Origin of the sequence: Burkholderia sp. 9777_1386 (assembly GCF_015712265.1) — a bacterium.
GTDB classification, from domain to species: domain Bacteria; phylum Pseudomonadota; class Gammaproteobacteria; order Burkholderiales; family Burkholderiaceae; genus Burkholderia; species Burkholderia cenocepacia.
This window is the reverse complement of the sequence record NZ_JACCQB010000006.1, coordinates 149,282-170,584: the sequence shown is the minus strand read 5'-3', so window position 1 is coordinate 170,584 and position 21,303 is coordinate 149,282. Positions and strand designations below refer to the sequence as shown.

The 21,303-nt window shown below is 68.5% G+C and carries 20 protein-coding genes; 13 read left to right on the top strand and 7 right to left on the bottom strand.

The window, feature by feature from the left end:
- Nucleotides 1-223 precede the first annotated feature (223 nt).
- The 3 genes from H0X91_RS07775 (at nt 224) to H0X91_RS07765 (ending at nt 2,381) form a co-directional block, all read left to right on the top strand.
- Nucleotides 224-1,144, top strand: coding sequence for a biotin--[acetyl-CoA-carboxylase] ligase (locus tag H0X91_RS07775; protein ID WP_006482094.1), 921 nt, complete (start codon nt 224-226; stop codon nt 1,142-1,144).
- Nucleotides 1,141-1,941, top strand: coding sequence for a type III pantothenate kinase (locus tag H0X91_RS07770; protein WP_006482096.1), 801 nt, complete (start codon nt 1,141-1,143; stop codon nt 1,939-1,941). The genes H0X91_RS07775 and H0X91_RS07770 overlap by 4 nt, the downstream gene beginning before the upstream one ends.
- Nucleotides 1,942-2,138: 197 nt before the next feature.
- A complete protein-coding gene (locus H0X91_RS07765; RefSeq protein WP_006482093.1) occupies nt 2,139-2,381 on the top strand; it encodes a hypothetical protein in 243 nt (80 codons plus the stop codon).
- 16 nt (nt 2,382-2,397) lie between these two features.
- Here the strand turns inward: H0X91_RS07765 and rfaE2 are convergent, their stop codons facing one another.
- From rfaE2 to H0X91_RS07735, 6 genes are all read right to left on the bottom strand, one after another.
- A complete protein-coding gene (gene rfaE2, locus H0X91_RS07760; RefSeq protein WP_006497810.1) occupies nt 2,398-2,883 on the bottom strand; it encodes a D-glycero-beta-D-manno-heptose 1-phosphate adenylyltransferase in 486 nt (161 codons plus the stop codon).
- Nucleotides 2,884-3,044: 161 nt separating this feature from the next.
- Nucleotides 3,045-3,923, bottom strand: coding sequence for a diiron oxygenase (locus tag H0X91_RS07755; RefSeq protein ID WP_058901843.1), 879 nt, complete (start codon nt 3,921-3,923; stop codon nt 3,045-3,047).
- Between the two features lie 465 nt (nt 3,924-4,388).
- Nucleotides 4,389-5,615, bottom strand: a complete 1,227-nt coding sequence (locus H0X91_RS07750) for a patatin-like phospholipase family protein (protein WP_006482098.1) — start codon at nt 5,613-5,615, stop codon at nt 4,389-4,391.
- Nucleotides 5,616-5,639: 24 nt separating this feature from the next.
- On the bottom strand, nt 5,640-6,392 hold the full coding sequence (locus H0X91_RS07745) for a PhaM family polyhydroxyalkanoate granule multifunctional regulatory protein (protein WP_196432935.1): 753 nt from the start codon (nt 6,390-6,392) through the stop codon (nt 5,640-5,642).
- An 81-nt stretch (nt 6,393-6,473) separates the two neighbouring features.
- A complete protein-coding gene (locus H0X91_RS07740) occupies nt 6,474-7,301 on the bottom strand; it encodes an enoyl-CoA hydratase/isomerase family protein (RefSeq protein ID WP_034201315.1) in 828 nt (275 codons plus the stop codon).
- 132 nt (nt 7,302-7,433) lie between these two features.
- The gene (locus H0X91_RS07735) at nt 7,434-8,426 is read right to left on the bottom strand and encodes a fumarylacetoacetate hydrolase family protein (protein ID WP_006490901.1); all 993 of its coding nucleotides are present in this window, start codon (nt 8,424-8,426) and stop codon (nt 7,434-7,436) included.
- A gap of 128 nt (nt 8,427-8,554) precedes the next feature.
- On the opposite strand from H0X91_RS07735, the gene H0X91_RS07730 reads away from it, so the two are divergent.
- The 6 genes from H0X91_RS07730 to H0X91_RS07705 all read left to right on the top strand — a co-directional run bounded on the left by H0X91_RS07730 (nt 8,555) and on the right by H0X91_RS07705 (nt 16,108).
- Entirely contained in the window at nt 8,555-9,421 is an 867-nt protein-coding gene (locus H0X91_RS07730; RefSeq protein ID WP_006490900.1) for an IclR family transcriptional regulator, read from the top strand.
- Nucleotides 9,422-9,535: 114 nt separating this feature from the next.
- Nucleotides 9,536-10,795: a DUF3108 domain-containing protein gene (locus tag H0X91_RS07725; protein ID WP_196432934.1), complete on the top strand. Its 1,260-nt coding sequence runs from the start codon at nt 9,536-9,538 to the stop codon at nt 10,793-10,795.
- 258 nt (nt 10,796-11,053) lie between these two features.
- Nucleotides 11,054-11,311, top strand: coding sequence for a BTH_I0359 family protein (locus tag H0X91_RS07720; protein ID WP_006477667.1), 258 nt, complete (start codon nt 11,054-11,056; stop codon nt 11,309-11,311).
- Between the two features lie 202 nt (nt 11,312-11,513).
- On the top strand, nt 11,514-12,581 hold the full coding sequence (locus H0X91_RS07715; protein WP_059721698.1) for a homocysteine S-methyltransferase family protein: 1,068 nt from the start codon (nt 11,514-11,516) through the stop codon (nt 12,579-12,581).
- A 42-nt stretch (nt 12,582-12,623) separates the two neighbouring features.
- Complete coding sequence (gene metH / locus H0X91_RS07710; protein WP_006495430.1) at nt 12,624-15,341, top strand: methionine synthase; 2,718 nt, start codon at nt 12,624-12,626, stop codon at nt 15,339-15,341.
- A gap of 179 nt (nt 15,342-15,520) precedes the next feature.
- Complete coding sequence (locus H0X91_RS07705; protein ID WP_080331734.1) at nt 15,521-16,108, top strand: hypothetical protein; 588 nt, start codon at nt 15,521-15,523, stop codon at nt 16,106-16,108.
- 307 nt (nt 16,109-16,415) lie between these two features.
- On the opposite strand, the gene H0X91_RS07700 is transcribed toward H0X91_RS07705, so the two are convergent.
- On the bottom strand, nt 16,416-16,739 hold the full coding sequence (locus tag H0X91_RS07700; protein WP_006489103.1) for a DUF1840 domain-containing protein: 324 nt from the start codon (nt 16,737-16,739) through the stop codon (nt 16,416-16,418).
- Between the two features lie 200 nt (nt 16,740-16,939).
- On the opposite strand from H0X91_RS07700, the gene argS reads away from it, so the two are divergent.
- The 4 genes from argS (at nt 16,940) to H0X91_RS07680 (ending at nt 21,221) form a co-directional block, all read left to right on the top strand.
- On the top strand, nt 16,940-18,721 hold the full coding sequence (gene argS / locus H0X91_RS07695; protein WP_006495432.1) for an arginine--tRNA ligase: 1,782 nt from the start codon (nt 16,940-16,942) through the stop codon (nt 18,719-18,721).
- Between the two features lie 107 nt (nt 18,722-18,828).
- The gene (locus H0X91_RS07690) at nt 18,829-19,719 is read left to right on the top strand and encodes an SPOR domain-containing protein (RefSeq protein WP_034201311.1); all 891 of its coding nucleotides are present in this window, start codon (nt 18,829-18,831) and stop codon (nt 19,717-19,719) included.
- Between the two features lie 70 nt (nt 19,720-19,789).
- On the top strand, nt 19,790-20,428 hold the full coding sequence (locus H0X91_RS07685; protein ID WP_034201310.1) for a thiol:disulfide interchange protein DsbA/DsbL: 639 nt from the start codon (nt 19,790-19,792) through the stop codon (nt 20,426-20,428).
- Between the two features lie 19 nt (nt 20,429-20,447).
- Nucleotides 20,448-21,221: an SDR family oxidoreductase gene (locus H0X91_RS07680; protein WP_006489097.1), complete on the top strand. Its 774-nt coding sequence runs from the start codon at nt 20,448-20,450 to the stop codon at nt 21,219-21,221.
- Nucleotides 21,222-21,303: the final 82 nt, after the last annotated feature.

The window sequence follows — 21,303 nt, the reverse complement described above, 5'->3', positions numbered from 1 at the left end:
ATGCGTCGGCCGCGCGGCGTCGGCGGCGCACCGATCCTCGTTTCGACCCGCCAAGGCCCGGCGCTGAAGGGCAAGACGCTGCTCGCTTGCGAGATGACGTCGGAAGCGGGCATCGAGGCGCTGGAGCGGATAGCGATGCCGCGCCAAGCCACGCCGTGTCGTCCCGCAGGTTGCGTGCGCCGTCCGGCGCGCGCCAACGCCCCCTGTCGCTACAATAGGCGCCATGAACGCCCCCACCTCCTCCGACACGCCCGAATCCGGCGACGCGCACATCGCGCGCAACCGGCTCGAGGCGCACCTGGACGCCACGCCGCGCGCGTGGCCGCTCGACATCGTCGCCGCCACCGGCTCGACCAACGCCGACGTCGCGACCCGGCTCAAGGCGCTGCCGCGCACCGCGAGCGCGTTGCCCGCGCCGCTCGTGCGCGTCGCGTTCGAGCAGACGGCCGGCCGCGGCCGGCAGGGCCGCCCGTGGTTCGCGCAGCCCGGCAATGCGCTGCTGTGCTCGGTCGGCTGCATCGTGCCGCGCGCCATCGATGCGCTCGGCGGCCTCAGCATCGCGATCGGCGTCGCGCTCGCCGAAGGGCTGGCCACGCTGCCGCTCGACGCCCGCATGCGGGTCGCGCTCAAATGGCCGAACGACCTGCTGCTGACGACCGACGACGACGGCACGCCGCGTATCGTCGGCAAGCTCGCCGGGATCCTGATCGAAACCGTCTGGACCACCGCCGACGCCACCGCGGTCGTGATCGGCTTCGGCATCAACGTGCGCGGCGCGGAAGCCGTGGCCGCGCAGGTCGACGCGCTGCGCGCGCGCGAAGCGACGCTCGCGAGCGGGCTGCCGCCCGCCGCGCTGTCGATCGCGTGCGCGTCGGCGAACCTCACCGATACGCTCGCCGCGTCGCTGAACGCGCTCACGCCCGCGCTCGCACAGTTCGGCACCGACGGCCTCGCGCCGTTCCTGCCGCGCTGGCACGCGCTGCACGCGTACGCCGGCCGCGAAGTCGTGCTGCTCGAACAGGGCGTCGAACGGGCGCGCGGCATCGCGACGGGCATCGACGCGACCGGCCAGTTGCTGCTCGACACGCCGAACGGCGTACAGACGATCGCGGCCGGCGACGTGTCGCTGCGCGAAGCGCAATGAGCGAACCGCACCTGCTGATCGACGCCGGCAACAGCCGGATCAAGTGGGCGCTCGCCGACGCGCGGCGCACGCTCGTCGACACGGGCGCGTTCGGCCACACGCGCGACGGCGGCGCCGATCCCGATTGGTCGCGCCTGCCGCGGCCGCGCGGCGCATGGATCTCGAACGTCGCGGGCGCCGACGTGGCCGCGCGGATCGATGCGCTGCTCGACGCGCGCTGGCCGGGCCTGCCGCGCACGACGATCCGCTCGCGGCCCGCGCAATGCGGCGTGACGAACGGCTATACGACACCCGAGCAGCTCGGCAGCGACCGGTGGGCCGGCCTGATCGGCGCGCACGCGGCGTTTCCGGGCGAGCATCTGCTGATCGCGACGTTCGGCACCGCGACGACGCTCGAGGCACTGCGCGCGGACGGCTGCTTCACGGGCGGACTGATCGCGCCGGGCTGGGCGCTGATGATGCGCGCGCTCGGCACGCACACCGCGCAGTTGCCGACGCTGACCACCGACATCGCCAGCGGCCTGCTCGCGGGCGCGCAGGCCGAACCGTTCCAGGTCGATACGCCGCGCTCGCTGTCGGCCGGGTGCCTGTACGCGCAAGCCGGTCTGATCGAACGCGCGTGGCGCGATCTCGTCGCGGCGTGGCAGGCGCCCGTGCGGCTCGTGCTGGCAGGCGGCGCGGCGGACGACGTCGCGCGTGCGCTGACGATCGCGCATACCCGGCACGACACGCTGATCCTGTCCGGGCTCGCGCTGATCGCCGCGGACGCGGCCGACCCGGCAACGGCGCCGGATTGACGCAAAGGCGCCGGCATCGCGTCGGCGCGTGGCGACGCAAGCCCAAACGGGCCGGCTTCACGCCGACGATGCCATCCGCGCGGTGCCGCGCCAGCGGCCCGCACGGACGATCCACGAAAGCCATGAAAAAAGCCGGCCCTGCGGCCGGCTCGACTGAACGACGTAAACCACGTCAATGACGACAAGGAGTTTCGACGATGCTGCGCTGGCTGATCGCTGTTCTCTTTCTCGCCAACATGCTCGCGTTCGTGGTGGCGCGCGGCGTGTTCGGGCCGCTGCCGGCGGCCGGCCCGCGCGAACCCGGCGTGCTGTCGCGGCAGGTACGGCCCGACGCGCTGCATGTGACGCCGCTCCTGCGGGCGACCGATCAGCCCGTCGTCGGCGGCCCGATCGCGGCGCCAGCCGTCACGACCGCACCGCTCGCGGCGTCCGCCCCGTGACGACGCCGCGTCGCGCTCAGGGCTGTTGCGCGCGCACCTTCTTCAGCAACGCGGTGGTCGAGCGATCGTGCTCGAACGGGATCGCCAGCGCACGGCCGCCCCAGCCGCGCACGAGCGCCGATTCCGGCAGCGCATCCATGTCGTAATCGCCGCCCTTCACGAGGATGTCCGGACGGACGGCCTCGATCAGCGACACCGGCGTCTTTTCCGCGAACGTCACGACCCAGTCGACGCTTTCCAGCGCCGCCAGCAATGCCGCGCGATCCTCTTCGCGGTTGATCGGCCGGTCGTCGCCCTTGCCGAGCATGCGCACCGACGCATCGCTGTTCACGCCGACGATCAGACAGGCGCCGAGCGCTTTCGCATCGGCGAGATACGTGACGTGGCCACGGTGCAGGATGTCGAATACGCCGTTGGTGAACACGACGGGCGACGGCAGCGACGCGCGCAGCGCGACGAGGGCATCACGGGTGATCAGCTTGCGTTCGAAAGTGGCGGACATGATGAAGAGCGGACGGAATGGACAACGGCTCGCGCGACGGCGGCACCCGATAAAAAGCCCGCCGGACCGGCCGGGCGGGCTTCATGCGATGAACGCAACACGGTGCCGCGCGCCGGGCGCGAATCGGGTGCGACTCGCGCCGACGGCGGCCCCTGCCGGCCTCAGGCCGGCTGCGCGGCCGACGACGGGCCGCTTTGTGCCTGCAGGCGGCCGGTGACTTCCTTGCGGTAGCGGTTCAATTCCTGCGCGGTCGCGAACGTGCGCTCGAACAGGATCGACAGGTTGTGCAGGATCCGCTCGACGACCTTCTTCTCCCACTCGCCGTCGAACCGGATCTGCTCGTCGAGCCAGCGCTCGAGCCATTCCGGATCCGGCAGACGCGACTGCACGGTGTCGCGCGGGAACAGCGCCTGGTTCACGTGCAGGTTGGTCGGGTGCAGCGGCTTCTCGGTGCGGCGCGCCGACGCCATCAGCACGCCGATCTTCGCGAATGCGGCACGGGCGACGTCGCCGCAGTTGTTCAACGCCTTCTTCATGTAGCGCAGGTACGCGCCGCCATGACGCGCTTCGTCGCGCGAAATCGTTTCGTAGATCTGCTTGATGACGGGCTCGGTGTGCCAGTCGGCCGCGCAGCGGTACCAGTGGTTCAGGCGGATCTCGCCGCAGAAGTGCAGCATCAGCGTCTCGAGCGGCGGCGCCGGATCGAACTGGAAGCGCACCGCGTGCAGTTCCTCTTCGGTCGGCACCATCTCCGGCTTGAAGCGGCGCAGGTATTCCATCAGCACCAGCGAATGCTTCTGCTCCTCGAAGAACCACACGCTCATGAACGCGGAAAAGTCGCTGTCGTGCTGGTTGTCGCGCAGGAACATTTCCGTCGCGGGCAGCGCCGACCATTCGGTGATCGCGTTCATCTTGATCGTCTTCGCCTGCTCGTCGGTGAGCAGCGAAGCGTCGAACTTGTCCCACGGAATGTCCTTCTCCATGTCCCAACGGACAGCTTCGAGCGACCTGTAAAGTTCCGGATAAAGCATGGTGTTCATGATGGTCCCACCCCTGTTCTGCGCAATGCGACTTCTCTAAACGTGACTGTTGCCGCGCAAGCACGCCACGCGCGCTTTTTGCAGCCAAGACTCTAATTTTACGCGGGAAACCGGCCCGCCGGACGCTGATTCCTCGTCCGGCTGCCTGGCGGCCGCGTTGCCGCCGTTGGGCATGCCGCAACCCCGCTCCGTTCGGACGGAGCCGGCCGCGCTTGCCTGAGTGGGGGCCGGCGCTGGCCGGCTCAGTGGCGCGCCCGTCCCCTGCCCCAGGCGGGTCCCCGAAAGGTCCCGTGCGGATGCCGGATCGGCGGGCTGCTCGATATGGTGTATACGGCGGCGGCCATGATAGCACGCGTGCATGACGGTTCCGAGACGCTCGCCCCGTCGCGTGCCGCCAGCCACGGTGCGGCGATCGGTCGCGGCCGACCGTCGCGAAAACGCAACCTTACATTGCGCCTGCGCGTGTCAGACCCGTATTTCGCCGGTCGCGAGACCGTCTTCCGGCGGCGTGCCGGCCGCCGGCGCACTGCTGCCGTCGGCCTGCGCGATCCAGCCGGCGAGCGTCTCGCGCTGCGCCCGGCCGTCGCGGTAGCCGAGTTCGATCAGCTCGCGCGTGAAGGCTTCCTCGAACAGCAGATAGCTCGCGAACGACGCGCCGGCCGGCTGGCTGCCGCCGATCGCACCGAGCAGCCCGCGCATCGTCGCCGGCATCTGCTTCAGGTGTTTCGCGGCGATCAGCTCGATGCGCTCGGACGGCGCGATCGCGAGCACGTCGACGTGCCGCCAGCCGCTGTCGACCTCGACCTGGTGCGGCAGATGCTCGATCATCCGGTTGATGTGCTCGATCCGTTCGATGTCCGAGCCGATCGAGTCGAGGAACACGCTCGCGAGCACCTGCTGACCGATCTGCGCGAGCGTCGGATAACCACGGGCCCGTCCCGCGCCGTTCGCGGCCGGAATCTCGGGCCGCGGATCGGCCGCGCCGATGACGACGATCCGGTCCGCGCCGAAGTGGATCGCCGGCGACAGCGGCGCGATCTGCCGGATCGAGCCGTCGCCGAAGTACTCGATCTGCCCGTCGAGCACGAGCGGCACCGCAGGGAACACGAACGGAATGGCCGACGACGCGAGCAGGTGCGACGCCGACAGGTCGACGAGCCGCGCGGTGCGCTGCGCGCGCCGCCACGCCTGGATCGGCTGGGCGGCCTGGTAGAAGGTGAGGTGCCGGCCGCTCGAATAGCTGAGCGCGGTGATCGCGAGCGCGTGCAGCAGGCGCGCCTCGAGCATCTGCTCGATCCGGTGGAAGCTCAGCTCGCGCTGCAGCAGGTGCGCGAGCGGCGTGTTGTCGAGCAGCCCGCGCGGCGAGCGGCGCGCCGCCCAGCCGAACGTCATCGTCGCGAGCCAGCGCGCGCCGGCGGCCGCGATGCCGAGCCAGTCGGTGCGATACACGTAATCGGCGCGCAGCGGCTCCCAGAATTCGAGCAGGCGGCGCACGCCATGGGAAAAGTCGTCCGCGTGGCTCGCGATCGACGTCGCGTTGATCGCGCCGGCCGACGAGCCGCACACGATCGCGAACGGCAGCGTGTGCCGCTGCGGATCGGCCTCGCGCGCGATCTCGGCCAGCGCCTTCAGCACGCCGACCTGGTATGCGGCGCGCGCGCCGCCTCCCATCAGAACGAGCGCGAGTCGCATGATCGACCTGCTACCTGCGCCGCATCACGTCGAGCGCTTCGGCGGACGCGTTTCGGGCGACGAAGCGGCTGCCGCGCGCGCCGCGGCCGAACCGGACGGCTTCGCGCGCTTCGCGGCGGGCTTGCGCGGCGCGGCAGCGGCCCCGGCCGGCTTCGCGGCCGGTTCCGCCGCGGCGGCGTCCGGCGGCGCGGCGCCCGGCGCGGCAGGCTGCATGCCCGGCTGCGCCATCGCGAGGCTCGCGAGCTGATTGAATTGCGTCTGCAGCAGGTTCCACCAGCCGGCCGGATCGAACGGCTGCTGCGCGGGGTCGCCCGCCGGCGCATCCGGCGCATCCGGCGCGGACGCCGCGGCATCGGGCGCGGGCTCGCCCGCCGACGCGGGCTTCGCGGCCTGGGCGGCGGCCACGGCCGCTTCCTCGGCCGCCGACATCGAGCTTTGCGCGAACGCGCCGAACGCACGCAGCGTCGCGAGCGTCGCGCGCTGCACCTCGAGCGCCTGGATCGCGGACTGCAGCATCCCGAGATTGAGCTTCAGCCATTGCTCGACCGCGCGCAGATCGGTGATCCGCTTGTCGAGCTCCTCGACGTTCGTGAGCGGCGACATCATGTCGGACATGCTCGACAGCGACGGCGGCAGCCCGTGCGTGGCGCCCGGAAACGGCGCCATCCCGCCGAACGGCGACATCCGGATCATGTCCCACATCCGGTCCATCATGTCGGCGGGCTGGAACCCGGCAAAGCCGGCGAAAGGGTTGGCGCCGGAGGCATCGGTCGTCATACGGGCATCCTGGTTGACTGGGGGAGCGAGGCGGCCGCCGTGCGTCGCGCAGCCGCGCGTGATTCGATCATAGCGCGCACGTCAGAACGGCGCCTCGCCGGGGAACGCGGGCGGGCGCCGCTCGCGCAGCGAACGGATGCCCTCCCGCACGTCGGGCCCCGAAAAACCCATGAATTCGAGCGCGAGCGACGTATCGAAGGTCGGGCCGGCCGTGCGCAGCCAGTTGTTCAGCGCGTACTTGGTCCAGCGGATCGCCGACTGCGAACCGTGCGCGAGCCGCTCGGCCACTTCGTATGCCTTCGGCAGCAGGTCGGCCGGCTCGACCGCGAGCGACACCAGGCCGATCCGCTCGGCCTCCTCGCCGCTCACGGGCTCGCACAGCATCAGGTAGTACTTCGCCTTCGCCATCCCGCACAAGAGCGGCCACACGATCGCCGCGTGATCGCCGGCCGCGACGCCGAGCCGCGTGTGGCCGTCGATGATGCGCGCATCCTTCGCGGCGATCGAGATGTCGGCGAGCAGCCCGGCGACGAGCCCCGCGCCGACGGCCGGGCCATGCATCGCCGACACGATCGGCTTGCTGCAATTGATCACGTTGTAGACGAGGTCGCGCGCCTCGCGCCACACGCGGGCGCGCACGTCGAAATCGTTCGCCATGTCCTCGACGAGCGCGAGATCGCCGCCCGCCGAAAAGCCCTTGCCTTCGCCGCGGATCACCGCGACGCGCGTGTCGGGATCGCGATCGACGTCGCGCCAGATGTCGGCGAGCTCGCGATGCATGCGCGCGTTCGCGGTCGCGAGGCCGCTGCGGTTCGCGCCCTCGCCGCTCATCACGATGTCGAGCACGCCATGGTCGCGGCGCGTCACCTTCAGTGCTTCGTAACCGCCGTACGCGGCAAGATCGGCCATCTGCTGCTCCTTGTGCGAGGCGCTCGAACGCCTGAATCGAGTGTAGCCAAGCCCGCGCGGTCAAACATCGGGCGAAACCCGGCGCGCGGGCCGAAGCCGGGTTTCGCCGCTGCGTTGCTTGCCCCGCGCCGCTTACGCCGCGCCGTCGGGCGGCGCGACCGACTGCTCGATCGCGCCGAAGATCGACTTGCCGGCCGCGTCGAACATCTCGATGCGCACGGTGTCGCCGTAGCGCATGAATTCGGTCTGCGGCGCGCCGTGCTCGATCGTCTCGAGGCAGCGCTTCTCGGCGATGCAGCAGTAGCCGCGCTTCGCGTCCTTGTTCGAGACCGTACCGGAGCCGACGATCGAGCCGGCACGCAGGTTGCGCGTCTTCGCCGCGTGCGCGATCAACTGGCCGAAGTGGAACACCATGTCGGTGCCCGCGTCGGGCTGGCCGACCTTCTTGCCGTTCCAGTGGACGATCATCGGGCGGTGCACGCGGCCTTCGCGCCACGCATCGCCGAGCTCGTCGGGCGTGACGGCGACCGGCGCGAACGCGGTGGCCGGCTTGCTCTGGAAGAAGCCGAAACCCTTCGCGAGTTCGGCCGGAATCAGGTTGCGCAGCGACACGTCGTTCACGAGCGTGACGAGCCGCACGGCCTTCAGCGCGTCGTCGGGCGACGCGCTCATCGGCACGTCGCCGGTGATCACCGCGACTTCCGCCTCGAAATCGATGCCCCATTCCTCGGACGGGCACACGACGTCGTCGCGCGCGCCCAGGAAATCGTCGCTGCCGCCCTGGTACATCAGCGGATCGGTCCAGAACTCGGGCGGCATCTCCGCGCCGCGCGCACGGCGCACGAGCTCGACGTGATTCACGTACGCGGAGCCGTCGGCCCACTGGAACGCGCGCGGCAGCGGCGCCATGCAGTTGGCCGGGTCGAACGCGAACGCGTTGCGCGCGCGGCCGTGGTTCAGCGCGTCGTACAGGTCGCGCAGTTGCGGCGCGTAGAACGCCCAGTCGTCGAGGACGCGCTGCAGCGTCGGCGCGATCGCATCGGCAATCGCCGCGGTGTGCAGGTCGCGCGACACGACGATCAGCTGGCCGTCGCGCGTGCCGTCCTTCAGCGAAGCAAGTTTCATAGGGGGATCTGCCGTTGTAGTGACGATGGAGGGAATCTATTTTACGATGGTGAATCCCTGCGGCGCGCCACGATCGCGCACGCCGTTTTCGCCCCGTTTCCTGTCGCATTTTCGCGCACCCGCTGCCCATGCCCGCCAGCCTGCTTCCCGACGACGATCTCGCCGACTCCGATACCGACGACGCCGCCTCCGGCGAACCCGGCGAGAAGGTCCGCTCCGGCATCCAGTCGATCGAGGTCGGCTTCCGCCTGCTCGACGTGCTGACGAGCGAGCCGCGCGCGATGATGCTGCGCGATCTCGCGCAGCGCGCGGGCATGAGCCCGGCGAAGGCGCATCGCTATCTGGTCAGCTTCTCGCGGCTCGGCGTCGTGTCGCAGGACCCGGTCTCGGGCCGCTACGAGCTGGGCGGCTTCGCGCTGCAAATGGGGCTCGCGCGGCTCGCGCGCGTCGACGGCGTGAAGCTCGCGCGGATCGCGCTCACCGAATTCCGCGACCGCCTCGACCAGACGGTCGGCATCGCGGTGTGGGGCAACCAGGGGCCGACGATCGTGCACTGGATGGAATCGAGCCATCCGGCGAAGGCGTCGCTGAAGCTCGGCGACGTGATGCCGCTGCTCGGCTCCGCGACGGGCTTGCTGTTCGCCGCATACCTGCCGCGCAGCAAGACCGCCGCGATGCTGGAGCGCGAACTCGCCGATACGCGCCGCTCGCCGCACCACGGCGGCCCGCGCACCCTCGACGAAGTCGAGACGGTGCTCGCCGACGTGCGCCAGCACCAGGCCGCGCGCGTCGAAGGGATGCTGCTGCCGACGATCCATGCGTTCTGCATGCCGGTGTTCGACGCGGTCGGCGAACTCGCGCTCGCGATCGTCGCGCTCGGCCAGGAAGGCTCGTTCGACATCGCATGGGGCGGCGAGATCGACACCGCGCTGCGCGCCTGCGCGCAGAAACTGTCTTACGAACTCGGCTATAGTCCCGACGCACGCGACGCCTGACGCATCCGGTTCACGCCACGTCACGCATCGCGAACGCGCGGCCCATCCGACGGTCCGATTCCTGTGGCGCGCGCCGCGCGCCCGACGTCACGCCAGCGCCCCGACCCTGTTCCGATGCCCATGCAGCCTGCCGATCTTCGCCCGCGTCACGCCCTGCCCCGCCGCTGGCTGCGCGTGGGCGTCGCGCTCGTCGCCGTGCTGGTGCTGCATGCGCTCGCCGGGTTCTGGCTGATGCGCAACCGCGAATCGTTCACGCCGCCGCCGGCCACGGAGATCCCGGTGCAGATCGAGCTGCTGAAACCGCAACCGATCGAGCGTCAGCCGGCCCCGCCGGCGCCGAAACCGGTCGAACGTCCGGCCGAATCGGCGGCGCCCAAGGCCGCCGCACCGAAGGTGGCCCCGCCGAAACCCGCGCCGTCGCACGAGCCGGTCCTCACGTCGACGCAGACCGCCGAGCACGGCGAACCGCCGGCTGCCGCCGCGTCCGCGGCGAGCGGCACACCGGGGGCTTCGGGTGCGCACGCCGCATCGGCCGCGGGCGCCAGCGCCGCGACACCGGGCCCCGCGACGAGCGGCGTGAAGTTCGCGGCGCCGCCGTCCGGCGACCTGCAGTACGACACGTTCTACAACGGCATGCAGAACATGATCGGCACGATCCACTGGCGCACCGACGGGCATACCTACGACTTGTCGGTGTCGATGCCGGTGCCGTTCGTCGGCCCGTTCACCTATCGCAGCGAAGGCCGCATCGACGCGTTCGGCGTCGCACCCGATCGTTACGTCGAGAAGCGCGGCAAGCGGCCGGAAGACATCGCGATCTTCAACCGCGAGATCCGGCAGGTCGTATTCACGCGCACGCCGAACAACGCGCCGCTGCCGGACGGCGTGCAGGACCGCTTCAGCATGCTGATGCAGTTGTCGGGGCTCGTGCGCGGCAATCCCGCCGCCTACAAGCCGGGCGTCACGCAGCAGTTCTTCGTGATCGACAACAACAGCGGCGAGACCTGGCCGATCACCGTGATCGGCGACGAACAGGTGCAGACGCAGGCCGGCATCGTCGCGGCGCGGCACTTCATGCGCCTGCCGCGCCGCGACGGCGACACGCGCCGCATCGACATGTGGCTCGCGCCGTCGCTCGGCTGGCTGCCCGCGCGGCTCGTGCAGAGCGAGCCGAACGGGGCGCAGATCGAACTGCTGTGGCACGGCCGGCTCGCCGCACCGAACGTGCCTGCCGACGCCGCGCCCAGCGGCGCAACGAACGCGCCCGCCGGCGCTCCGGCACTGGATGCATCGGCCGTGCCGGCCGCGGAACCCGCGCCCTCCACGCCGCCCGCCGCCGTGCAACCACCGGCGTCATCGACTGTCACACAGTGAACGCGCGCACATGAACGCGCACGAATCGGCAATTTCGACCGATTACAGATTTCCCGAAAATGGCCGATGACACTCTTTAACAACTATTTCAGTCCACCGGCTCACAATAAGAAACGTTTGATAGACATCGGCTTCTAACCGATACACCCCACGCAAACGGGAGAACGGGGTGTGCAGCGCAAGCCCCTTGAAACCGGCAAGGCTCGCCCCACCTAGGGGACAACAAGGCCAGATGCCACTGCGAAGAGGAGTGCCGCCATGCAAATGATCTACAACAGCCCCAACTACTGCGTCGTCGAATTTGCGCCGCAGGCCGGCCATCACCTGATGAATGCCGGCGGATACGAAATCGTCGACAAGAACGCGCAGCGCGAAATCTTCATCGACGGCGAACTTGCCGAACGATTCCGCGCGCACGTGAAGCAGCTGATCGAGGATGAACCGTCGCTCGACGAAGTCGACGAATTCCTCGGACAATTCGACAGCCTGATGATGATGCCCGTCGTGCTGCACTGACGACTCGCGGCCCGGCGCGTCACGCGGCCGGGCCATTCGCCGCGCATCGACGCGGCGCCGCGTGCACTCCGATCCTGCCCCCGTCCGGTTCGCCTGCGGGGGCTTTCATTTGACGGGCCGTCCGGCCGGCGCGGCGAGGGTCGGCGACCGCTTGACGCACCGGCTACAATGACGGTTTTCCGTCTTCGCCGGTCTTCCGCCCATGTCTGCGACTCCCCTCGCCGCTTCCGCCCCGCTCGACGCGCGCTACACGCGCGGCGCCGCCCTGCCCGCGCTGCTGAAATCGCGCATCCTGATCCTCGACGGCGCGATGGGCACGATGATCCAGCGCTACAAGCTCGACGAAGCCGCGTATCGCGGCGAGCGCTTCAAGGATTTCCCGCGCGACATCAAGGGCAACAACGAGCTGCTGTCGCTCACGCAGCCGCAGATCATCCGCGAGATCCACGATCAGTACTTCGCGGCCGGCGCCGACATCGTCGAAACCAACACGTTCGGCGCGACGACCGTCGCGCAGGCCGACTACGGGATGGAAGATCTCGTCGTCGAGATGAACGTCGCATCGGCGAAGCTCGCGCGCGAATCGGCCGCGAAATACGCGACGCCGGACAAGCCGCGCTTCGTCGCCGGCGCGATCGGACCGACGCCGAAGACGGCCAGCATCTCGCCGGACGTCAACGATCCGGGCGCCCGCAACGTCACGTTCGACGAGCTGCGCACGGCGTACTACCAGCAGGCGAAGGCGCTGCTCGACGGCGGCGTCGACCTGTTCCTCGTCGAGACGATCTTCGACACGCTGAACGCCAAGGCCGCGCTGTTCGCGCTCGACGAGCTGTTCGAGGACACCGGCGAGCGCCTGCCGATCATGATCTCGGGCACCGTCACCGATGCGTCGGGCCGGATCCTGTCGGGCCAGACCGTCGAGGCGTTCTGGAATTCGCTGCGCCACGCGAAGCCGCTCACGTTCGGCCTGAACTGCGCGCTCGGCGCGGCGCTGATGCGCCCGTACATCGCCGAGCTCGCGAAGCTGTGCGACACCTACGTGTCGTGCTACCCGAACGCGGGCCTGCCGAACCCGATGAGCGACACCGGTTTCGACGAAACCCCCGATGTCACGTCGGGCCTGCTGAAGGAGTTCGCGCAGGCCGGGCTCGTGAACCTCGCGGGCGGCTGCTGCGGCACGACGCCCGAGCACATCGCCGAGATCGCGAAGGCGCTCGCCGGCGTGAAGCCGCGCCGCTGGCCGAACCAGTACAGCGACAACGCCTGACCCGACCGCCTCACGTCCTTCCTTAAAAGAATTCGCACCGCCATGACCGATCACATGATGCGCCTTGCCGGCCTCGAGCCGTTCAACGTCACGCCCGGGACGCTCTTCATCAACGTCGGTGAACGCACCAACGTCACCGGCTCGAAGGCGTTCGCACGGATGATCCTCAACGGCCAGTTCGACGAGGCGCTCGCCGTCGCGCGCCAGCAGGTCGAGAACGGCGCGCAGGTGATCGACGTCAACATGGACGAGGCGATGCTCGATTCGAAGGCGGCGATGGTGCGCTTCCTGAACCTGATCGCGTCGGAGCCGGACATCGCGCGCGTGCCGATCATGATCGACTCGTCGAAGTGGGACGTGATCGAAGCCGGCCTCAAGTGCGTGCAGGGCAAGGCGATCGTGAACTCGATCTCGCTGAAGGAAGGCGAGGACGCGTTCCGCCACCACGCGAACCTGATCCGCCGCTACGGCGCGGCCGCGGTCGTGATGGCGTTCGACGAGACCGGCCAGGCCGATACCTACGCGCGCAAGACCGAGATCTGCAAGCGCTCGTACGACTTCCTCGTGAACGAAGTCGGCTTCCCGCCGGAAGACATCATCTTCGACCCGAACATCTTCGCGGTCGCGACGGGCATCGAGGAGCACAACAACTACGCGGTCGACTTCATCGAGGCGACCCGCTGGATCAAGCAGAACCTGCCGCATGCGAAGGTGAGCGGCGGCGTGTCGAACGTGTCGTTCTCGTTCCGCGGCAACGACCCGGTGCGCGAGGCGATCCACACCGTGTTCCTGTATCACGCGATCCAGGCCGGGATGGACATGGGCATCGTGAACGCGGGCCAGCTCGGCGTGTACGCCGATCTCGACGCGGAGCTGCGCGAGCGCGTCGAGGACGTGATCCTGAACCGCCGCGCGGATTCGACCGATCGCCTGCTCGAGATCGCCGACAAGTTCAAGGTGGGCGGCGCGAAGAAGGAAGAGAACCTCGAGTGGCGCAACCAGCCGGTCGAGAAGCGGCTCTCGCACGCGCTGGTGCACGGCATCACGACCTTCATCGTCGAGGATACCGAAGAAGTGCGCGCGAAGATCGCCGCGGCCGGCGGCCGTCCGATCAACGTGATCGAAGGCCCGCTGATGGACGGGATGAACATCGTCGGCGACCTGTTCGGCCAGGGCAAGATGTTCCTGCCGCAGGTCGTGAAGTCGGCGCGCGTGATGAAGCAGGCGGTCGCGCACCTGATCCCGTTCATCGAGGAAGAAAAGCGGCTGCTCGCGGAAGCGGGCGGCGACGTGCGCGCGAAGGGCAAGATCGTCATCGCGACCGTGAAGGGCGACGTGCACGACATCGGCAAGAACATCGTGTCGGTCGTGCTCCAGTGCAACAACTTCGAAGTGGTCAACATGGGCGTGATGGTCCCGTGCAACGAGATCCTCGCGAAGGCGAAGGTCGAAGGCGCGGACATCATCGGGCTGTCGGGCCTCATCACGCCGAGCCTCGAGGAAATGGCGTACGTCGCGTCCGAAATGCAGCGCGACGACTACTTCCGCGTGAAGAAGATTCCGCTGCTGATCGGCGGCGCCACGACGTCGCGCGTGCACACGGCGGTGAAGATCGCGCCGCACTACGAAGGCCCGGTCGTCTACGTGCCGGATGCGTCGCGCTCGGTGTCGGTCGCGTCGAACCTGCTGTCCGACGAAGGCGCGGCAAAGTATCTCGACGAGCTGAAGTCCGACTACGAACGCATCCGCGACCAGCATGCGAACCGCAAGCAGCAGCCGATGGTCACGCTCGCCGACGCGCGCGCGAACAAGACCAAGATCGACTGGGCCGGCTACCAGCCGGTCAAGCCGAAGTTCATCGGCCGCCGCGTGTTCAGGAACTACGACCTGAACGAGCTCGCGAACTACATCGACTGGGGTCCGTTCTTCCAGACCTGGGATCTCGCGGGCCCGTACCCGGCGATCCTGAACGACGAGATCGTCGGCGAATCGGCGCGGCGCGTGTTCTCCGACGCCAAGTCGATGCTCGCGCGCCTGATCCAGGGCCGCTGGCTGACCGCGAACGGCGTGATCGCGCTGCTGCCGGCGAACACCGTCAACGACGACGACATCGAGATCTACAGCGACGAGTCGCGCTCCGAGGTGCTGCTCACGTGGCGCAACCTGCGCCAGCAGAGCGTGCGCCCGGTGGTCGACGGCGTGATGCGGCCGAACCGCTCGCTCGCCGATTTCATCGCGCCGAAGGAATCGGGTGTGGCCGACTACATCGGGATGTTCGCGGTGACGGCCGGCCTCGGCGTCGACGCGAAGGAAAAGCAGTTCGAAGCCGACCACGACGACTACAGCGCGATCATGCTGAAGGCGCTCGCCGACCGTTTCGCCGAAGCGTTCGCCGAAGCGATGCACGCGCGCGTGCGGCGCGAGCTGTGGGGCTATGCGAGCGGCGAGACGCTCGACAACGACGCGCTGATCGCCGAGAAGTACGCGGGCATCCGCCCGGCGCCCGGCTACCCGGCCTGCCCGGACCACCTCGTCAAGCGCGACATGTTCGACGTGCTGCACGCGGACGAGATCGGCATGAGCGTGACCGACTCGCTGGCGATGCTGCCGGCCGCGAGCGTGTCGGGCTTCTACCTCGCGCATCCGGACAGCCGCTACTTCTCGGTCGGCAAAATCGGGCAGGATCAGCTCGAGGACTATGCGCGGCGCATGGCGCTGTCGCTCGACGACGCACGTCGCGCGCTCGCGCCGCAACTGTAACCGCGTCGACCTACCGTTTCCATCGCCACGCGCCCCGATCCAGGGGCGCGTCGCACAACAGCTCAATTCATCAGGATACCTAATCTCAATAATCAAGATCGAAGCCGCTGTAACGCCGAGCTTTCGGGCCAACGCGCGTGGGCGACATGACGCGCCCTTCTCTCTAAATCATTCCCGCCATGTCGACCTTCGAGATCCGGATCACCGAAACGCCAGCGGACAGCGCAAGCCCGTTCCCGCCGACGATTTACCGCGGCGAGCGCGGGGATCTGGACCATCTGCGTCCATTGACCTTCGCCTTCGATCTGGAAACCGGCTTCGATGTGACGGTTCTTGTCCTGTTCTCGTGTCACTGCTTCACACGCAGCTTCAAATGGGACGGACGCAGCCGCGACACCATTCCGGACGGCGAGATCTACGACGACGGCCGCGAGACACGCGTGCTTTGCGCGGACCGGTATCGCGCGTCACGGGAGCTGTTGCGCGGCGTGATCGTGGGGCTGGCGACGCGCCGGATCGTCGTCGCGGATGAACGGCAACCCAATTTCGTCACGGTGGAGGCGGTCGCATCGGACGGCACGCAACGCGTGTATGCCGTGTTCTTCGAGGTGTCGAAGGACCGGATCAGGAAACGCCGGCTCATCCTGCGCGTACAGTCGGCCTACATGCTGGACGGCGGCCTGAACCGGCGCCAGCGGGAAGCCCGGAAAGTCGCGTTGCGCACGTTGCTGCGCGCGAGCCTGGAAGGCCGCAAGATCCGGGCGTAGAAAAACCAACGGCCGCCTTTCGGCAGCCGTCGCATGCGGGATTCTCTTTCCGTCTTTCGACGAAATACCCACTCCAGGTGGGACCCGGTTGTCCGGGCGGCGCTATGTTTTCGCACCCGCTTTCACATAGTCTTGCGTTGAATTATAAGGAATTTCATCTTTCGGTCAAGGCAAGTGCCACGCTGCCGCCCCGATTTCGCGCCCGCCTTCCGCTGAGCGCAACTTTCATCAGACAAAAGAAAAAGCCCGCTCGAAAGCGGGCTTTTTCCTGTCTGGCGAACCTTTCGATCCGCCAAGCAAGGGAAGCTCAGAAGCCCCAGTGGACGTCGGCCTGGCCGGCCTTCGCTTCGCGCAGCATCGTCAGGAACGGCGCGACGCGCTGGGCCAGGCTCGGCGGCACTTCGTGGTGCGCGTGGTCGGCTTCGTCCTCATGGAAATGGCCGGCGTGCTCGGCGCGTTCCTGCTTCGCCTGCGCGACCGCGCCTTCCAGCTTGGCGATCGCGTGGTCCAGTTCGTCGTGCGTAATCACACCGCGCTCGCCCAGCTGCTTGCCGACGAGACCCAGCACATACACGGCGAAATCCTTCAGCACGTCGAGATCCTGTGCCGCCTTGCTCTTGAACGTAATCATGACAATTCCCTTTTCATCTTGTTGTGCCTGCGCGGCGCGGTTGGGGAACGCCGGCAGACCGGCGTCCGGCCTCGCGGACGCGGGCCGCCTGAGCGGCATATTAGCACCTGTTAAAATTCTGCGATCCCTGAAACGCGCGCTTAAAAAGCGTGCCGGCGGGCCGGCGTTTCCGGCCGCCACCAACGAAGCCTTCTACCAGCATGCTGCCAGCACACAAACAGACCCTCGAAGCCCTGCTCGCGGATAGCGTCAAGCAGGTCGCACACGCGCTGAAAGGCGCCGACGCAGCATTCGTCGCCCCGGCCATCACGCTGGAGCGCCCGAAGGTCGCCGCGCACGGCGACGTCGCGTGCAACGTCGCGATGCAGCTCGCGAAGCCGCTCGGCACGAACCCGCGCCAGCTCGCCGAGCAGATCGTCGCCGCCCTCACCGCGCAGCCGGCCGCGCAAGGCCTCGTCGAAGCCGCCGAGATCGCCGGCCCCGGCTTCATCAACCTGCGCCTGTCGGCCGCCGCGAAGCAGGCCGTGATCGCCGCCGTGTTCGACCAGGGCCGCGCGTTCGGCACGTCGGATCGCGAGAAGGGCAAGCAGGTGCTGCTCGAATTCGTGTCGGCCAACCCGACCGGCCCGCTGCACGTCGGCCACGGCCGTCAGGCCGCGCTCGGCGACGTGCTCGCGAACGTGATCGCGAGCCAGGGCTACGCGGTGCACCGCGAGTTCTACTACAACGACGCGGGCGTGCAGATCGGCAACCTGGCGATCTCGACGCAGGCGCGCGCGCGCGGCCTGAAGCCGGGCGACGCGGGCTGGCCGGAAGCCGCGTACAACGGCGAGTACATCGCCGACATCGCGCGCGACTACCTGAACGGCGAAACGGTCGCCGCCTCGGACGGCGAGCCGGTCAAGGGCACGGGCGACGTCGAGGATCTCGACGCGATCCGCAAGTTCGCGGTCACCTACCTGCGTCGCGAGCAGGACATGGACCTGCAGGCGTTCGGCGTGAAATTCGACCAGTACTACCTCGAATCGTCGCTGTACAGCGAAGGGCGCGTCGAGAAGACGGTCGACGCGCTGGTCAAGGCCGGCATGACCTACGAGCAGGACGGCGCGCTGTGGCTGCGCACGACCGACGAAGGAGACGACAAGGATCGCGTGATGCGCAAGTCGGACGGCACGTACACGTACTTCGTGCCGGACGTCGCGTACCACGTGACGAAGTGGGAGCGCGGCTTCACGAAGGTGATCAACATCCAGGGTTCGGACCACCACGGCACGATCGCGCGCGTGCGCGCCGGCCTGCAGGGGCTGCACATCGGGATCCCGAAGGGCTATCCCGACTACGTGCTGCACAAGATGGTCACGGTGATGCGCGACGGCCAGGAAGTGAAGATCTCGAAGCGCGCGGGCAGCTACGTGACGGTGCGCGACCTGATCGAATGGTCGGGCGGCGCGGCGGCGGGCCAGGAAGCGGCCCCCGACCTGATCGACGAGGCGACCATCACGCGCGGCCGCGACGCGGTGCGTTTCTTCCTGATCTCGCGCAAGGCCGATACCGAGTTCGTGTTCGACATCGACCTCGCGCTGAAACAGAACGACGAAAACCCGGTCTATTACGTCCAGTACGCGCATGCGCGGATCTGCTCGGTGCTCAACGAACTGAAGTCGCGCTACAACGTCGACGTCGCGCAACTGCCGGGCGCCGACCTGTCGCAACTGACGAGCGCGCAGGCGACATCGCTGATGCAGAAGCTGGCCGAGTATCCGGACATGCTCACGCACGCGGCGAACGAGCTGGCGCCGCACGCAGTCGCGTTCTACCTGCGCGATCTCGCTGGCGAATTCCACTCGTTCTACAATGCGGAGCGCGTGCTGGTCGACGACGCAGCGCCGCGCAATGCGCGCGCCGCGCTGCTCGCCGCGACCCGGCAGGTGCTCGAGAACGGCCTGGCGGTGCTCGGCGTGTCCGCACCCGCCAAGATGTAAGGATGTAAGCGCGGCCCCGAACCGGGCAGCGAATGGCCGCGGCAGCGCCCGCCGCAGGAGAGCCTGCCTCGGCCTTTTCACGATTCTTTTTGCAGGTGACTCAAGCAATGGCACAACCACGCCGAACTTCGAAGCAATCGAAACAAGCCGGAGGGACATTTCTTGGAATCGTGCTGGGCCTGATCGTCGGCCTCGCGATCGCCGTGGTGGTGGCGCTCTATATCACGCGTTCGCCGTCGCCGTTCGTGTCGAAGGTCGCGCCGCCGCCGGCCGACAACGGCGCAAGCCAGCCGCAGCAGTTCGATCCGAACCGCGCGCTGCAGGGCAAGACGCCTGGCCAGCCGGTGCCGCAAGCCGCGCAGCCCGCCCCGCCGAACACGGCGCCGGGCCAGGCCGCGAACCAGACCCAGGGCGGCCTGCTGCCCGAGCCGCAGATCGTCGAAGTGCCGCCGTCGGGTAACACGAACGGCGCGACCGGCTCGAGCAACACCACCGCGTCGAACACTCCGTCGTCGGGCAACGGCGTCGCCGTCGCGCCGAAGCCGGCCGACACCACGCCGCCGCCGAAGAAGACGCAACAGGCGCAGCAACAGCAGCAAGGCGGCGAGGACGACCTCGCCCGCTTCGCCGCGCAGAAGCAGGCGCAGCAAGCCGCCGCGCAAAAGCAGCAGCAACAGCAGCAGGCCGCGAACACGCCGAAGCCGACGTCGTCGGCCACGGCCGCAGCGGCAGCGAAGCCGCCGACCGCGAACGACGCGAACACCGGCTACTTCCTGCAGGTCGGCGCATACAAGACGGAAGGCGATGCCGAGCAGCAGCGCGCGCGCCTCGGCTTCCAGGGCTTCGAATCGAAGGTGTCGAAGCGCGACGTCAGCGGCGTGACCTATTTCCGTGTGCGCGTCGGCCCGTTCTCGAAGTTCGAGGATATGAACTCGGCCCGTCAGCGCCTGTCCGATGCAGGTGTCGACACGGCGGTGATCCGCTTCACGAAGCAGTAAGCCAACCGGCCGAGCCCACGCAGAACCCGTTACGTTCCGTAACCCGAGCAACTGATTCGACGTTCACAACATGAAAAAACTGCTTAGCACGCTCCTTCTGTCCCTGGGCCTGGCCGCCGGCCTCGCGCAGGCTTCGCCGGCCGCGCCGGCCGCCGGCAAGGACTTCGAGGTGATGAAGTCGCCGCAGCCGGTATCCGCGCCGGCCGGCAAGGTCGAGGTGATCGAGTTCTTCTGGTACGGCTGCCCGCACTGCTACGAATTCGAGCCGACGATCGAGGCCTGGGTGAAGAAGCAGGGCAACAACATCGACTTCAAGCGCGTGCCGGTCGCATTCCGTGACGATTTCGTCCCGCACTCGAAGCTGTACTACGCGGTGTCCGCGCTCGGCATCTCCGAGAAGGTCACGCCGGCGATCTTCAACGCGATCCACAAGCAGAAGAACTACCTGCTGACGCCGCAGGCGCAGGCCGACTTCCTGGCCACGCAGGGCGTCGACAAGAAGAAGTTCATGGACGCGTACAACTCGTTCAGCGTGCAGGGCGAGGTGAACCAGTCGGCCAAGCTGCTGAAGGACTACGCGATCGACGGCGTGCCGACGGTCGTCGTCCAGGGCAAGTACAAGACGGGCCCCGCTTACACGAACAGCATCCCGGGTACCGCCCAGGTGCTCGACTTCCTCGTGAAGCAGGTCCAGGACAAGAAGCTCTGATCCCCGCCCGCGCGCCGGCATGACTACTCCGCTGAAGGTCTTCATCACCGGCGCGTCGAGCGGCCTCGGCCTCGCGATGGCCGAGGAATACGCCCGCCAGGGCGCCACGCTCGCGCTCGTCGCGCGGCGCACCGATGCACTCGATGCGTTCGCGCGGCGTTTCCCGAAGCTGTCCATCTCCGTCTATTCCGCCGACGTGCGCGACGCCGATGCGCTCGCGACGGCCGCCGCGTCGTTCATCGCGACGCACGGCTGCCCGGACGTCGTGATCGCGAACGCAGGCATAAGCCAGGGCGCCGTCACGGGCCAGGGCGATCTCGCGGCGTTCCGCGACGTGATGGACATCAACTACTACGGGATGGTCGCGACGTTCGAGCCGTTCGTCGGCCCGATGACGGCCGCGCGCCACGGCACACTGGTCGGCGTCGCGAGCGTCGCCGGCGTGCGCGGGCTGCCCGGCTCCGGCGCGTACAGCGCGTCGAAGTCGGCCGCGATCAAGTATCTCGAAGCGCTGCGCGTCGAGCTGCGTCCGGCCGGCGTCGGCGTCGTGACGATCGCGCCCGGCTACATTCGCACGCCGATGACTGCGCACAACCCGTACCGGATGCCGTTCCTGATGGACGCCGACCGCTTCGCCGCACGGGCGGCGCAGGCGATCGCCCGGCAGCACGCGTTCCGCGTGATTCCGTGGCAGATGGGCGTCGTCGCGAAGGTGCTGCACGTGCTGCCGCGCTGGCTGTACGACCGCCTGTTCGAAAAGGCGCCGCGCAAGCCGAAGGCCGGCGCGCACTGACGCTCCGCCGACGCGGCCCGCGCGACGCGCGCCGGGCCGTATCGCTGCGCCGGAGCGTCGACGCGCCGGTTTTGCGACACCT